Source organism: Paenibacillus cucumis (ex Kampfer et al. 2016) (assembly GCF_019748695.1).
In the GTDB taxonomy this organism is placed as follows: domain Bacteria; phylum Bacillota; class Bacilli; order Paenibacillales; family Paenibacillaceae; genus Paenibacillus; species Paenibacillus polysaccharolyticus.
Genome location: NZ_JACLIC010000046.1, coordinates 1 through 15412 on the forward strand (window position 1 = coordinate 1; position 15412 = coordinate 15412).

Sequence of the window (15412 nt, forward strand, 5' to 3'; positions counted from 1 at the left end):
TAATTTGTCCTTTACAAGGGGTACATTTTACAGACGCCCCATCCTGTTTTTAACCATTTCCAGAGTTCAGAAACTTAGAAACCATAAACATGAACGTAGCTACATCTTCAGAAAATCTCGGTAATACCTTAGGCATCCCTCAGTTAAGTCAACCTCAGTAACTCCGCACGTAAGCCAGCTTCTGCTCCATCTCTTCCACACATTCATAACAATCATGTTCGTCGTTTGCCACCATCGGCGTGACCGGGTATAGATTCATCTCTGTGCGATTGTATGTTTTAAGCAGTGGCAACAACTGTGTAACTCTGGTATTGGCCGGATCAAGCCAGGTGTTGATCTCATCATCCATGAGAATAGCCGGCATCTTGTTTCCAAACTCACGAGTCGCCAGATTCGCGCCAGCCATGAGCATTGTACAGGTGCGAAGCGGTTGCTTGCGGGTATCTTTCCAGATCTCATACAATCCCGCAATGCCAAAAAGTCCGCGATCCGGCATGACAACACGCACTGCATAACGCTTCTTGCCTTCTTGTCGCCAGTAATACAGCCCATTGCATGGAATAACACAGCGTTTGGTCTCCACTAACTTATAATACGCGGGGTTTTCATGCACAGTCATTAAATTAGCATTCACCGCATCCCTCCCCCAGAACGGAATGAATCCCCAACGGAATTCATCCAGCACACGTTCTCCATCCTGATGTAGAATGATCGGCGTATGTTGCGTTGGACTGATATTATAGCGATTTTTATAGTAATACATGACTCGTTGTACCTTGAAATGATCCCGAACTTCATCTAGATCAGCCGCGAGTGAAAAACGTTCGCACATCCCTATACACTCCTTTTTCCTAGTAAGGTTGAGTGTATTATTTGTGAGTTAAGGGAATTTATGCATACCTTCCCCAGACAGAAAGCGACTTGTTGTGACAACATTCCTTTAGTGCACAGGTTTTTTCCTTTTTTCCATAACAAAAACAACGACTTGAGACTCATTTCAGGTACACATTTACTTGTTACTATAATAGAGAAAATATACATTTATTGGAGGTTTTAAGTATGAAAAGGAAGTTGTTGATGAGCCTGATGTTGTTCTCTGCGCTCGCGATGTTTGGCAGCACGATCTACGCAGCAACCTTTTTGAATTACGGCTACCCTAGTTCCACCATTCCAATTCGGACCTACAACTACGCTTCTGCATGGCAGGGTCCAATGGATGCTTCTCTTGCCAACTGGAACAATGCGGGAGCCAAAGTGCAATTCGTCAAAACGAATAATTCTCCGAACACGATCACCGCTGGTAACTTCAATAATACCGCTTATGGTGTTAACTACGCTTCTGTCTCCGGCAATCAGGTTGTCAACTTCCGCATCGAACTCAACGCCTCCACGATTACCGCTGATGCATCCAACTTATCCAACTTTATTCAAAGCGTGTTCGTTCATGAACTGGGTCACTCCGTCTGGCTTGGTGACAACCCGACAACGAACAGTCCTTCCATTATGTCTTACACGCGCAACCGGAATTCCATGACCAAACCACAGACCTTCGATATCAATAATGTCAGATCCAGATACTAATCGTTCGTACATCATCATTCCGTATCATTTACATTTTATTTCCAAGGAGGATTCCGATCTATGAACAAGAATCGAGTACTTACCTTACTCGTCTCTTCTATCTTTATCCTGTCTGTCGTCGGCTGCTCTTCAGCAACTCCGGCCGCTTCTCCCCCGGGTACTCCCGTCAAAATCATCGCATCCGAGGATTATCCCAGTTATGGAAGTGTAGACGCTTTGTCAGAGCGGGCCGACACCATTGTGAAGGGCAATGTCATCCAAACCCGGGTTGAAGCTTTAGATGACAGGGGACAAGCTGATTCCCAAGATCAGAATCATATGAATGCAGCGGGAAGTGCGGCAGATGCTCAGGTTTCTTTTGACAAAATCTATACGATCTATACGGTTCAGGTGACTGAATCCTACAAAGGGGGGTACACAGCCGGGGATCGGCTTGAAGTCAAACAGCTTGGCGGACAACTGGGTAACACCGAAATCGTCAACGATGACAGTCTTAAGCTTATGCAGACCAAGGATTATGTACTTTTTCTTGAAACATATGCGGACACCCCTGCAAGCCTGCTAAACAGCGTTCAAAGCCTCTATGTGGTCAAACCTGCTTCGAAGTCAAACCAGGCCAGCCAGCAATCCCAGTCTGAGGTGATTGTCAGTGCAAACCCGGAGAATGATCTGACGCTCAGCCTGAGCGAATTGCAACAAATCAAAAACGAACAGTCCAATCCGTAACGTATATTTACTCTTTTACCTACTTACTTATTTGATGTCCATCTCAACATGCCGCTCTACATAAGAATAATAAAACGTGCTACCCCAAATACCGGGTGGCACGTTTTTACGTTATCGCTATGATCAAAATCTCTCAGTGCCAATGGCTAGCGATTGACACACACTGGAAGGGTAAACCAGAAACAACTTCCTTCTCCCTTCTTACTCTGAACTCCAATTTCGCCTCCATGCCGTTCCACAATGGATTGAGCGATCGCGAGCCCAAGTCCAGCTCCACCACTACTTTTACTACGGGATTTATCAATCCGGTAAAACCGTTCAAAAATACGTGTCGTTTCTTCCGCTTCAATCCCCTCACCTTGATCCAACACCGCAATTTGCAAAAACGCTCCCTGCTCTGTGGCAGTAAGCATGATTGTGCCTCCTGTAGAAGAGTATTGGATGGCATTTTGCAATAAATTGGAAACCACCCGTTTCATCTGTGCAGGTACCATCATGGCAGCTGGCAATTGATCAGGCAACTCAATCTCCACATTCAGCTCTTTCTCGGCAAGATGGAACGAAAAGCCCTCGAGTGTGCTAACCAACAACTCATCGACATGACTGGGCTCTGGATCAAATCGCTCCCCTTGGGCCTCCAGACTCGATAGATCAAACAAGTCCTGGATCAGCCCTCCCAGCCTCTTCGTTTCAAGGCGAATCGTATTCAGATAACGCCGGAAGGTGGCTTCATCCTTAATCACATCATCCTCCAGCGCTTCGACAAAGGCCTGAATCGAGGCCAGTGGTGTACGTAAGTCATGAGACACATTTGCTATCAGCTCACGCCTGGCCGATTCGGATTGATGAAGATCGTCAAAACTATCCTTCAGTCTGGAACTCATTTCATTAAACTGCTGTGCCAGCAGTTTAAATTCCTGTGGCCCGATGAGAGGAACTTCCGTATGGAAATCCCCTTCGGCTACCTTCACTGTGCGCTCGGTAATACGAGCTATTGATTTTTCCAATGGCTTCGTTAATACATACTGGAGAACAAACGAAAGTAAACCTACCCCGGCCGTTATACCCGACAGCCAATACAATTGATCGATGGTGAGCAGCATTTTGGAATAACTGACGAACAAACAAATCAACAATACACCAATGCCCAGAAGACTGGACAATACCAGATACGTGCGTAATTTCATGATGAGCCACCTGCAAACTTATAACCTATACCCCAAACCGTTTTAATATATTTTGGATCGGAAGCATTTTGCTCGATCTTCTCTCGTAATCTACGAATATGCACGGTTACGGTCGTCGTATCTCCCTCGTAGCTAAAATCCCAGATTTTGCTCAACATCTGACTACGCGAAAACACCTGTCCCGGGTGGCTGGCTAGCAAATACAACATCTCAAACTCGGTAACCGTCAAGTCAATCAGCCGTCCGTCAATCCCTACCTCACGTTTCACAAAATCAATGGTCAGCCCTTCATAACGAATCGTATGTGATGAATGAGTGGCAGGCGACACCTGTACCGTTCGCATTCTGCGCAATATCGCTTTGACACGCAGAACGAGTTCTCTCGGACTAAATGGTTTGGTCAGATAATCATCTGCTCCCATCGTCAGACCCATCAGTCGATCCTGCTCTTCCCCACGAGCAGTCAGCATAACAATGGGTACATCCTCGCTTTGCCGAATCTCGTTACAGATCTCCCATCCATTTTTATGTGGCATCATCAGGTCCAGCACAATCAGATCTGGCGTGTGGCTGCGCCACAACTCAATCGCCTCTATACCATCCTTAGCTGTCACCACGGAATAACCTTCCCTTTCGAGGTACCTGCGACAAACGTCTGTAATATTACTGTCATCATCGGCAACCATGATACGCTCATTCAATGAACTCACCCCATATTCAAAACAAGCATCTGGCATCATCATATCACAGGGCAAGGATCATATTTCAGTATTATTGATCTGCCTTACTTTCAATTTTTTACGTTTACTTTGTTACCTTCACTTCATAGCCTTCATCGGCATCATGTATTTGGAAATGACCATATCCGTTACATATGTGTTGCCCTCATGAATCATGGGCATTGACTTCGAGCTAACCTGCATGCCGTCTACCATCATTTTTGTGGAACCAACCCACACCTTAATGGTTTTAGCTGCAGGCATCATAGCCCCTTCCATCATCATGTCGTCCTTCATCATCATGTCATTTTTCATTTTCATATCGTCTTTCATCATCGTGTCGTGCATTTTGTCCATATACATTAACGTTACCGAGCGGTCTTTGCTGTCCCACATAATGCTGTAACCATACATTTTTGCCGCCTGTCTCAATTGCACAAGTTCCATGCCATCCTTTTTAATCATTTTCATCTCTGTAGCGCTTGCACTTGCCAATCCTGAAAAGGTCAAAGACATCATCAACACCGCTGCCGCAATCATTTTTTTGCTTTTGCTTGTTTTCATCATTGTTATCACTCTCCATGGGTTTAGTTGCTTGCATGGACTACAATAAGGAAAACAACTTACGATTCTCTAAGCAAAATGTTACGAAACCATTACGATGTAATTTGTGGTATCATCCTGTCACAAAAAACGGTTGAAGTCCCTCTCCGCGAGAGACTTCAACCGTTTTATTCGTTGCTACGTCTTTTTTTTCGCTTGCCTCACATTTAGTTCACTCGAATAAAATCAGCCATGGATCGAACCTCGACCGCCCCTGGATTCGAATTGACATCTGCTTGCTGTAAACCTTCTCTGGAGATGAACTTCACCTTTACCGGAAACCCGGGAATCAGATCAAAGAAGTTATCCGAGAAGACCCCTTCAACTTCCGAAGACATCCACACCTGCTTGGCAAGAACATCACTTTCCAGCAACAGATGTACACCCTCCTCATCCGCTCCTCCGCTGACTTTGATGCTCGCAGGCTGAAGCGCAAGCTCTTTGGCAGGCACGAAGTAATGCTCCTGGACAATGTCTGTTACTCCCTCTTGACGGAGAGCGATCCGCAGTAGCGTCGTCGTAGCATCATGCCCTTCAAGCCAGTCTGCATTACGTAAGGACAACAACTTCTCACCTGCATTGGGTGCTACGTTTACTGCAAAAGTCTCTTCCCAGTGCACCGTGCCATCGAATCCAATCAATTGAACTTGAAGCTCCCCCTCCACCTTCTTCAATAGATCAGAAACCACATAGATATCTGTGACGTCTTCTTTGGTACCATCCACGGAAACCAATACATCATTGAAACTACGTTTCGCATAATATTGCAATGCCTTCCAGCGACCAAGATAATCCATACCCGCCCACGAAGCGACAGGCCAGCAATCATTCATTTGCCAGTAGAGCGTTCCCATACAGTAAGGTTTGCGGCGGCGGTGGGCTTCGATTGCGGTTTTCATCGCTTCTGCTTGAAGGACCTGACTCATATACAGGAAGGATGGGAAATCCTTCGGTTCATGCAAATACATATCCATATACTGCTTGATCAGTCGATTACCCGCACCGTTCTTTTGATGTGCAAGCATGACCTCTGACTCCAAGGCCAAGTCTTCTTCCTCGGCGTATGTGCGTACCGACTTGTATTCCGGGAACGACTGGAACCCATACTCACTCATAAAACGGCCTACATATATATTGTAATTCTCAAAAGGCTCCACATTGTGCCACACGCCCCAATAATGGATGTCTCCTTCCGATGTAGACGGATGGGCATGCTGCTTTTCATCCCCTGTCAGCGATACAATGGGGGAGGAAGGCCAGTAGTCAATGCCTGGTGCATACGCGTCGACCACTTCTGGCAAAAGGTCATGGAAAATCGCTTCATAATCCGCCCAGATGCGTTCGCGCTGTTCGGCGTTGTAATCTTTTTTCCAGCCCCAGCCACCATTTTCAATATAATGCGCCCAAGCCGAATCTATCTCATTGTTGCCACACCACAGTACAATACTCGGATGATTGCGCAGACGTTTCACATTGTCGATCGCTTCATGACGGACACTGTTCAGGAACGCTTCATCACCCGGATACATGCTGCACGCGAACATAAAATCCTGCCACACCATGATACCGTATTCATCACACAAGTCGTAAAATACATCCTCTTCGTAAAAGCCACCGCCCCATACACGTAGCATATTCATGTTGGACTCCGCTGCCGATATGATCTCATGCATGTACCGTTCTCGTGTCACTTCGGTAATAAAACTGTCATTGGGAATGTGGTTGGCTCCTTTGGCGAAAACCGCTACTCCGTTCAGTTCAAAATAAAAGGAAGCGCCGGCTTCGTCCGAATCACGCACAAGACGGATGGAACGAAGTCCTGTTTTGACCTCGTGCGTTGCGACAGCACGCTCACCTTGAAGTACTTCGGCAGCAAACGTATATCGATACGCTTCACCCAATCCACGGCTCCACCAGAGCTTTGGATTCTGAATCGAGATTGGTACCTCTACCGTATGAGAACCAGATTGCAAAGATACGGCCTTCTCCCAGCGCTGACCATCTGCACCTATGCGAATAACGGTATCTATAGGCTGAGAAGTTTCCACCTCTACCACGGCGGTGACTTGTGCCGATGTGGCATTTACTTCATTTTGACGGATAAATAAATCATTAATTATCACATCTGTCCATCCCTCAAGCCTAACTTCACGCCAGATGCCACTGGTGACAAAACGCGGACCCCAATCCCAGCCATAGTGATATGGTGCTTTGCGCGCAAAGATACTGACTCGTTTATCCCCGAGACCGCCCACATCGGATTGGTCATTGGATGCAGGCAAGGCATATCCCAGCTTCTCCAGCTTCGGTAAATCCTCCTGAATGGGAGAACGAAAATGAATGCGAAGCATGTTCCCCTGTTCCTTCACTAATGCTTTTACATCTGCCTTCCATACTCGAAACATGTTATCCGCAGACAACACATGTGTGTCATTCACATATACATCCGCATACGTATCCAGTCCGTCAAAAACTAGTTCGAGATGCTCCTGCGTATATAAAAAAGATTCAATATCGAACGTTGTACGATACTCCCAGTCCTTCTTGTCGATCCACTGCACTTCCTTCTCATTTGTCCCGTAAAACGGGTCAGGAATCTTGCCTAATCTCAGCAGATCGGTATGTACGCATCCAGGCACCTGAGCCGGCATCCATTCCTGATCCTCACTAGCCTTGAACGTCCAGTTTTCAAATCGTTGTGATAGCTTTGTGCTCATGACAGCCTCCCATGTCGTTAGAGTAACCAACGTATTTTGTTAGGTTTTGTTATTATATTAGCAAACAATTCACAAAACAAAATTAACATGTTAGCCGTATAACAGTCAATGCATTTGGTCAATTAAATTGTTCTATTATCACTGCAATCACAAAAAAAGACATAGAGATTTACTTCTCCATGTCTTTTCCCTTCTATTTTGTTTCCATCCTGCTAGGAAGGTCCACAACCACAACTTTGCCTGGCTACTCCCGTAACATATGATATTCGTCCCGCATAATGATGTCCGCATGAATAAGCTTACGCTCATATGGAACATTCGGATTGCTAATGCGCCACAACAACTGATCTACAGCACGGGCTCCGAGATGTTCCTTATGAATATGTGCCGTAGCCATAATAGGATCATCTGCCCTTGTATTATCGAACCCTGTTACCGCGCACTGTTCAGGCACCTGAACGTCGCGACTTCGCAAAGCCTCAATGATAATAAATGCCGTGTGGTCATTCGCGCAGACGATCACCTCTGGAATATCTTCAAGCTTGAACTCTCTGATGGTTTGTTGCATCTCCTTATACTCCTGCACGAGCAGCCCCGCATGCTGTTCAGCCTGTAGTTGCATTACTTCAAGTCCCATCCGATACCCGAGCCACCGTTCCCTGAAACTAACCGCATCAGGTAGCTGTCCAGCGAACTGGAACCGTTTATATCCCTTCGCCGCAAGCATAAGGACTAACTCCTTCATGCCTTTCACATTGTCAGTAAATACAGTATCGGTATGTATTGCAGAATCCTCGTGATCCACCATGACGAGCGGAATGCGCAAGCGATATATTTCGAGCAGCACTGGCGTTGAGATCGTGCCTACCGTAATAACACCCCGAATAGCGTCGGGATTGAGAACCGAAAACATATGATCGGAAGAAGGTTCCGTCAGCGTCAAAATATCCATACCCTGCTCATTCAAACGCGCTGAAATCCCGTCGAATACAGGCCCCCAATACAAGGAAGAACGATTTTGAGATCGTATATTCGGAAACAAAATCAATATGGTACCTTCGTTTTTCTTCCCCATTGTGTCACCGAATGATGTATGAGAATCCACTGCATTATATTTTGGCTCTATTTTAAAATAACCCAGTTGCCCCGCGGTTCTGACAATCATCTCACGCGTGTGCTCACTAACCCCCGGCTTACCCGTCAGTGCACGGGAAACTGCGAACTTGGATACTCCTGCAGCATCTGCGATCTGTTGCATGGTCACTCTTTTGCCCATCTTGCTCACCCGATTTTCCTGATATTTCATCCAGTGTAGCATAAAACCCCGAATGAACAAAACATGTTTTGTTCATTCGGGGTTTGTTAGGTTAGATCGGAGTAAGACGGAATAACCTGTAACTTCGTTTATCTACCGTTTATTTATGGGCGACTGTCTTCCACTACATATATTTAGATGGACAGAGAGATTCAGTTAACACTATAACGCCGGGCGCTTTCTGCGTCTGAACAGATGCAGCGGCAGTTTGATCTCCGTAATCAATACGCCAGCCAGCATCAACGTTGCTCCGCAGTATCCTTGCAACGTAAGAGACTCTCCCTGAAAAATAAAAGCAAACGCTGCGGCAAACAGTGGCTCCAGCGAAAAGATCAGACTCGTTCTCGTAGGTGAAGCGTGGCGCTGGGCAAAAGTTTGCAAAATATAACCAAGCCCACTGCATAATACTCCGAGTCCCAAGATCGATGCCCATGATTCCGGAGTATCTGGTAACTGCGGTGTTTCAAACAAAAATGTGGCTACCGTTCCCAACAAAGCCGCTACACCAAGTTGAACGATTCCGAGTGTAAGTGGGTCATGCCGAGGTGTATATTTACCCGCCAGCAGAATATATATGGCGTAAACCAGTGCCGCGATAATACACAACAGATCCCCCAGGTGCAAACTCATTTCATGCTGAAGGGTCAATAGTCCAAGCCCTGCTACTGCGACCACTATACTGACACTAAGACGTTTGTCCAGCAATCGCCGGCGCAAGACTGTCGTTAATATCGGTACAAAAATGACGGCCAAACTGATCAAAAACCCCGCCTGAGACGCCGTCGTTCGCTGTACCCCATAGGTGATGAATACAAATGCAGCAAACAACGCTGTACCCAGCACGCCTCCAGCAAGCAACGTACCGCGATCTACACTTCTCAAACGGTGGTGAAAGAGTATCCCTGCCGCTACAAAGGCGATTCCAAATCGCAAAGCAATCAAATTTAGTTCTTGCATTGAAGCTAGTCCCGATTTCATAAACAGATAAGAAGAACCCCAAATAACGGTTGCAAGCAGCATCTGCACGTCTGCTCTTCGTGATGCTTGAATCTGATTTCCCTGTACCCCATTCATCTAACTTCTACCTTCATTCTTCTATAATAGTCTGAGCTACGTTGGTTATATGTACTAAACTAACTCGCCTTGGCAAGTATAAACGATCTCTTTGCATTATAAAAATGAATATTTATAATAGTTAATATGAAATAAACTAATGTATAGAAATGTAGATTAATCTGGAAGGAAAGTACTATAACATGTCGCTAATTAAATACGAAATTCTAAACACGGTAGTTGAATATGGCAGTCTGACCAAAGCATCCGAGGCCCTGAATATTACACAATCCGCCGTCAGTCACGCCATCGCCAGCCTGGAAAGCGAATATGGATTCTCCCTGCTTCATCGCAGTCGCTCGGGTGTCCGGGTCACCGCGGAAGGTGAGCGTATTCTCGGTTATACTCGTGAAATCATCCGCTGGGCCGAACTGATGAACCAGGAAATCTCCCTGATTCGCGGTGCCGAGATTGGTACGGTACGAATCGGGACATTTGCTAGCGTATCGACACAGTGGCTTCCGGGTATTCTCAAGCAGTTCAGGCTTCGCCACCCCGGAATTGAAATTAAGCTTTGGGAGGGTGACTATGCCGAGATTGAGAACTGGCTCGCCAGCGGGGCCATCGACCTTGGGTTCTTGTCTCTTGGCGACTCGTCGCCATTTGATACGATTACATTACAAAAAGACAGGATGATGTGCATCCTGCCTCTGGATCATGCTCTGGCTTCAGAGAAATCGGTATCTTTTGAAGTTTTGCTAGAGCAGCCTTTCATTCTTCCCAAATGGGGCGGTGACAACGAAATTGAACGTTTGATTCGTCAACATGCTGCCAAATTAAATGTGGTATATGAGGTAGCCGAGGATCAGGCTATTATGGCCATGGTACGTAACGGACTTGGCATCAGTCTTCTTCCCGAGATGGTGCTGCAAAATCATACGGAATCACTCGCGCTGGTGCCACTTTCAGGTGACCCTTACCGAATGATCGGTTTAGCTTGTGCTTCCCTTCGGAATATTTCACCAGCAGCACGTCGTTTCATTGAAGAAGTCCAACAATGGCTCATCTCTAATCAAGAAGTTTAGTTTCACGTGACTCACACTCAGGTGAACAGGCTTAAAGACGATCCTATCTTATTCCCAGACCCGATCTAGCTGATCTGCATAGTAGCGTATCGCCAGGCTGTAGTCCATTATTCGCGGATCTCCAGAAGTATCCGCAAGCTGAACAAGCAGCCGCCCCATCGCTTCTGCGTGTTCGCCGAGATTATAGAGCACCATGGCATAAAATACTTCAAATTCCCGGTGCTCGGGAAATTCCGATATTCCTGCCAGCAGCCATGTTTTGGCATGCTCGTATTGTCCAAGCGTACGATAAGTACTCCCTAGTCCGAGAATTGCACCAGCCCGATCTTCTGACGATAGTTCCAGCTGCAGTGCTTTTTCATAATAAGGCACAGCCTCACGTTCCAATCCTAGCGAGTCATTTGCCCATGCGAGTTGATACCAGCCTTCCCCATTTTCCGGCTCAAACTCCGTAATTTGGTTCAAAAGCTCAATTGCTTCCCTCACTTTGCCTTCCTGTCGCAGGCAGATCGCTTGTTGCAAATCACTCATGTTGTTGTCACATCCAATAGCTGTTAATAATAAACAAGCACATCTTGTAATAATACCAACAACGAGGTTGTCCGTTTTATTCCAAAATGTGCTCTCTGAGGGAATCCCTGCTCTCTTCTGTTTAAGACCAAGTTGTATTCACTACCATTAAGATGAACAGGAGCATTAGGTAATTGACCGAGATCAAAAAGTTAACCTTCGCCCACTTCTCATCATCCTGTGTTTTCAATCCGCCAAGTGTATGTACAAACCAGATCAAGCTGCTAATCAGAGATACAATCAGAAACACCAGTCCAACGTAATCAAAATAATACAACAGGAATACAGCAGGAATCAGCAGAAAAACATAAGGAATCATCTGTAGCTTGGTACGTTTCACACCTTTGACCACCGGTAAGAGTGGGAAGCCTGCAGCACGATACTCTTCCACACGGCGAATACCCAGCGACCAGAAATGTGGAGGCTGCCACAAAAATAACAGTGCAAACAACAGCCAGGCTCCTGCATCGATTTCATTCGTTACGGCGGTATACCCAATGACAGGTGGCATCGCCCCTGCAATTCCGCCCAGCGATGTGCTCCATGTCGATGTACGTTTTAGCCACATCGTATAGATCACAATATACGCAAACCAACCGAGCATAGCCATCCAGCCGGATAACGGATTCACCAGTACAAACAATATCGCTAAACCAGCGACTCCGAGCACCAAGCCGTAACCAAGAACAAATCCTGGTTTCAGATGATTAATGTAATCCATTCTTTTTTTCGTTCGTTCCATCTTTTGATCCAGCTCACGGTCCCAATAATTATTGATGACACATGCCGAAGCAATGACGAGCGTTGAACCAATCACGACCATAAGCAGAGATATCCATGCGATATCCCATTGTGAAGCAACCCAGAAACCGACGGCAACCGCAAACACATTCAACCTTAACAGTCCGGGCTTGGTTAATGCAATCATGTCTTTAAACATCAGAAGCCTCCTGAATGATGTAAAAACGCCATTCCTATAATGATACATGTACCACCAATAAATTACAATCGCTTTCAACCATTTGTCATAACAAAAAGCATTCTTTACCGTTTACTTGAACGGAAAGAATGCCTTTTGGATTATTTGTATGTTATCTGTTTAAGGGATATACTGTTGTACAATTTTAATTACTTTTCCATCTTGAATCGTCAGGTGGTAAGGGAACACAGACATATCCAGAATGCGTTTATCCCCATACAACGACTCAAACTTGGTCAAGCTTACGGGTTCGTTCCACTGAATTTCCGCCCCCTGAACCGTACCGTCACGGTCATACAGTTGCATGAGAACGTTGGCGTCAGCTTTGACCTCAACCTGCTCTTGTTCTTTGTTATCATTAACAATATAGTAACCGTCAGGTGCTTCATCCATGCCCGCATCCGGATTACGTTGTTTGAAAATCGTATTGGCTTCCTCACCCTGATACCAGCCGATTTTATCTACAGTCAGCATTAATTTACCGTCTTCCACACGCATCCCGTCAATATAAGCTGTATATACTTCAGAATTGGCCAACTGGGCCTTATTAGCAGAAGGTGACTGAACATCGGTACGCTCCTCTGCGTTTGCAGGGGTAAGCAAATATGTAGTCAGCACGATGATGCCAAGTAAAGCCACTGCTGCACCGATCATCCGATATCTCCATTGTTTCGCCGCGTTCTTCATGCCAGCATCTCTCCTTATTTCATACGTCTCTTTAATAATTAAACGAAAGCTTTTCTTCTCAAACGGACACGCCAAACATTAACGATTCGTTTATGTTGTACTCATCATACGTCATAGCACTTTCTGAAAAGTATCAGCCAGATTAAAAATAGTTACAATTCGCGTCATCACTACTGAGCTTGTCCACCGCTTTACATGGAGAAACCCCAAATCAGCTGCATTCGGGGTTTCTGCTGCATCTATATTAATCTATGCTTGTACAGTCCATTTATGCCTAAACTTCTTTAATGACTTGTTCTGGTGTCTTGCGCCAAACGAACCAGCATATGAGCAAGCATATGGCGTTCCTCTTCTTTACCAACGTTCCAGAGTTCCTGTAATAGCTTCTCTTCCCGGTTGCGAGGTTCTTCGTTAGCTGCCAGATGATCTGCTACTTTTTGTGCAATTTTAGCCATTTGTTCTTCGCTTAAACCGATGGATTCGCCCATGGCAATCCGTTTACCGAGGTATTCCTTGAATGCATCAAAATTTTGTAAAATGTGGTCTCTTTCCTCCGGTGCAATCTTTTCGATTGCGTTGTCTACCTGATCTGTGGAAACCTGCCCGTCTTTGTGGATCACATGATTTTGTTCATTCATGCTTATTACCTCCTTCAGTTTAATTGCATATTCATTTTTATGACTTATGTTGAGCTTGCAATAAGCTTCACAACCTTGGGTCATTTATAATATAAACGTCTCGCTGAAGTTTAATCAGCCGTTTCAAAAATCGTAGTTCGGTTAAACGTTTTACATATACATGTAGATGTTTGGTTATGTTAGTAAACATTGATTACTACCGAATTTAAGGAGGAGATCTCATGAATGACAAACCTAAACATGACAAAACAACCGATGAACTCAAACCCGGTGTAAATACCGTCATTGAACCAGACAAAAAAAATCCGGGACCTACGGACATGATTGAAGGTGTCGTCGGAGATATTGTAGACAACATTCGCAAAGACTTTACCCATAAAGGACATGATCATTCTTCCAATAAAAATGTAACAGATGAACCGGGTAAATAATCCTTAAAAGAAACGCACGAAAACAAGTCCTCCTAAACCAACTGGAAAATAGAGGACTTGTTATTTTTTGTGTTTTTTTTATAATATGCTATTAACCCTTAGCCATCTTCTGTAACGCTTTGTGAATCCAGATGGCCGCAATCGCGCCTTCGCCCATAGCAACAGTCGCTTGTTCGGCATGTATACCAAGATCTCCAGCAATCCAGACGTGAGGAGCCGCCTGCATACTACGAGGATTCGCCTCTACATGTTTATTGTCTGCAATGACGGCTCCAAGCTGCTCAGCGAGCTCATAGTGAACCCGGTTCCCGCCAAAGGCGATAAATCCACGTTCTGATTCAAAAATCTGACCATCTTCGGTTAAAACACCTGTAATATGACCGTCCTCCATCTGTTGTACTTCCTGTACCGCTGCTTCAAGATAACGGACTCCTGCTTGCTTCATTTGACGATGAAGGTCAGCCGAGATCGCTGTCTGCTCGTGGTTGATATATAAAAGATCATTAGTACGTTCAATTAAGGTCATGGCCATATTCGCTCCAGCTTCGCCAGCCCCCAGCAGGATCGTCCGCTTCCCTTGAATCTCATAACCATCACAGTCAGGGCATACATACACGGTTCTGCCGAGTGTAGACTTCAGTCCCGGAATATCAGGTATTCGATCCGATAACCCGGTCGCCAGCAGCACTGTTTTGGCCTGATACAGGGTTCCAGAGGACCCTTTAAGCCTGATCTTGTCCTCATGCACACGCATGGCTTCTACAATTCGATCCTTTTCAAACAAAACACCTGTCTGCTCAGCTTGCATCCTGCCAATGGCCCGTAATTCTTTGCCCGACACCCCATCCGGATAACCGAGAATGTTATGATAGGTTCGGCATAACGTTGATCTGCCTTCCCCAGCATCGACTACCAGTACTTGATGCGCTGAATAACGTCCCAGCTGAATGGCTGCCTGAAGCCCTGCAATCCCTCCACCCACAATAATACAATCCATCTCTCGCATGTTATTCCCTCCTGAATATCCAGTACTCTCTCTTTTTAAAAAGTATATTTTCACATGATGATTCTTGTCCTTCTATACATTAAACCGTACAAACAGGCTTAAACGGCCTGACTTA

At 45.5% G+C, this 15412-nt stretch carries 16 protein-coding genes; 4 read left to right on the forward strand and 12 right to left on the reverse strand.

Translation table 11 applies throughout. The features are described 5' to 3' along the window. Nucleotides 1-154: 154 nt before the first annotated feature. On the reverse strand, nucleotides 155-832 hold the full coding sequence (locus H7T88_RS25065; RefSeq protein WP_090920826.1) for an SOS response-associated peptidase: 678 nt from the start codon (nucleotides 830-832) through the stop codon (nucleotides 155-157). Between the two features lie 227 nt (nucleotides 833-1059). Between H7T88_RS25065 and H7T88_RS25070 the strand changes: the two genes are divergently transcribed. Together H7T88_RS25070 and H7T88_RS25075 are read left to right on the forward strand one after the other, a co-directional pair. After that, a complete protein-coding gene (locus H7T88_RS25070) occupies nucleotides 1060-1581 on the forward strand; it encodes a zinc metalloprotease (protein ID WP_154958836.1) in 522 nt (173 codons plus the stop codon). Between the two features lie 60 nt (nucleotides 1582-1641). Beyond that, a complete protein-coding gene (locus H7T88_RS25075; RefSeq protein ID WP_154983784.1) occupies nucleotides 1642-2307 on the forward strand; it encodes a hypothetical protein in 666 nt (221 codons plus the stop codon). 146 nt (nucleotides 2308-2453) lie between these two features. Here the strand turns inward: H7T88_RS25075 and H7T88_RS25080 are convergent, their stop codons facing one another. The 6 genes from H7T88_RS25080 to H7T88_RS25105 form a co-directional block, all read right to left on the reverse strand. Beyond that, entirely contained in the window at nucleotides 2454-3494 is a 1041-nt protein-coding gene (locus H7T88_RS25080; protein ID WP_221790980.1) for a sensor histidine kinase, read from the reverse strand. Further along, the gene (locus H7T88_RS25085; protein WP_221791129.1) at nucleotides 3491-4195 is read right to left on the reverse strand and encodes a response regulator transcription factor; all 705 of its coding nucleotides are present in this window, start codon (nucleotides 4193-4195) and stop codon (nucleotides 3491-3493) included. The genes H7T88_RS25080 and H7T88_RS25085 overlap by 4 nt, the downstream gene beginning before the upstream one ends. Nucleotides 4196-4312: 117 nt before the next feature. Next, the gene (locus tag H7T88_RS25090) at nucleotides 4313-4780 is read right to left on the reverse strand and encodes a stalk domain-containing protein (protein ID WP_221790982.1); all 468 of its coding nucleotides are present in this window, start codon (nucleotides 4778-4780) and stop codon (nucleotides 4313-4315) included. Nucleotides 4781-4983: 203 nt separating this feature from the next. Then, the gene (locus H7T88_RS25095) at nucleotides 4984-7533 is read right to left on the reverse strand and encodes a beta-mannosidase (protein ID WP_221790984.1); all 2550 of its coding nucleotides are present in this window, start codon (nucleotides 7531-7533) and stop codon (nucleotides 4984-4986) included. A gap of 244 nt (nucleotides 7534-7777) precedes the next feature. Then, nucleotides 7778-8839, reverse strand: coding sequence for a LacI family DNA-binding transcriptional regulator (locus H7T88_RS25100; RefSeq protein ID WP_260511131.1), 1062 nt, complete (start codon nucleotides 8837-8839; stop codon nucleotides 7778-7780). Between the two features lie 171 nt (nucleotides 8840-9010). Then, on the reverse strand, nucleotides 9011-9922 hold the full coding sequence (locus H7T88_RS25105) for a DMT family transporter (protein WP_221790987.1): 912 nt from the start codon (nucleotides 9920-9922) through the stop codon (nucleotides 9011-9013). Between the two features lie 182 nt (nucleotides 9923-10104). On the opposite strand from H7T88_RS25105, the gene H7T88_RS25110 reads away from it, so the two are divergent. Beyond that, on the forward strand, nucleotides 10105-10986 hold the full coding sequence (locus H7T88_RS25110) for a LysR family transcriptional regulator (RefSeq protein ID WP_154886240.1): 882 nt from the start codon (nucleotides 10105-10107) through the stop codon (nucleotides 10984-10986). A 48-nt stretch (nucleotides 10987-11034) separates the two neighbouring features. Here the strand turns inward: H7T88_RS25110 and H7T88_RS25115 are convergent, their stop codons facing one another. The 4 genes from H7T88_RS25115 to H7T88_RS25130 all read right to left on the reverse strand — a co-directional run bounded on the left by H7T88_RS25115 (nucleotide 11035) and on the right by H7T88_RS25130 (nucleotide 13860). After that, nucleotides 11035-11517: a tetratricopeptide repeat protein gene (locus H7T88_RS25115; RefSeq protein WP_221790989.1), complete on the reverse strand. Its 483-nt coding sequence runs from the start codon at nucleotides 11515-11517 to the stop codon at nucleotides 11035-11037. Between the two features lie 121 nt (nucleotides 11518-11638). Next, the gene (gene cyoE, locus H7T88_RS25120; protein ID WP_221790991.1) at nucleotides 11639-12496 is read right to left on the reverse strand and encodes a heme o synthase; all 858 of its coding nucleotides are present in this window, start codon (nucleotides 12494-12496) and stop codon (nucleotides 11639-11641) included. Between the two features lie 159 nt (nucleotides 12497-12655). Then, the gene (locus H7T88_RS25125) at nucleotides 12656-13222 is read right to left on the reverse strand and encodes a hypothetical protein (RefSeq protein WP_090920847.1); all 567 of its coding nucleotides are present in this window, start codon (nucleotides 13220-13222) and stop codon (nucleotides 12656-12658) included. A gap of 284 nt (nucleotides 13223-13506) precedes the next feature. Next, complete coding sequence (locus H7T88_RS25130; protein ID WP_123066707.1) at nucleotides 13507-13860, reverse strand: DUF3243 domain-containing protein; 354 nt, start codon at nucleotides 13858-13860, stop codon at nucleotides 13507-13509. 221 nt (nucleotides 13861-14081) lie between these two features. Between H7T88_RS25130 and H7T88_RS25135 the strand changes: the two genes are divergently transcribed. Then, complete coding sequence (locus tag H7T88_RS25135; protein WP_154958845.1) at nucleotides 14082-14291, forward strand: hypothetical protein; 210 nt, start codon at nucleotides 14082-14084, stop codon at nucleotides 14289-14291. A 91-nt stretch (nucleotides 14292-14382) separates the two neighbouring features. Here H7T88_RS25135 and H7T88_RS25140 read toward each other — a convergent pair whose 3' ends face one another. Next, the gene (locus H7T88_RS25140; RefSeq protein ID WP_221790993.1) at nucleotides 14383-15297 is read right to left on the reverse strand and encodes an NAD(P)/FAD-dependent oxidoreductase; all 915 of its coding nucleotides are present in this window, start codon (nucleotides 15295-15297) and stop codon (nucleotides 14383-14385) included. Between the last annotated feature and the right edge of the window lie 115 nt (nucleotides 15298-15412).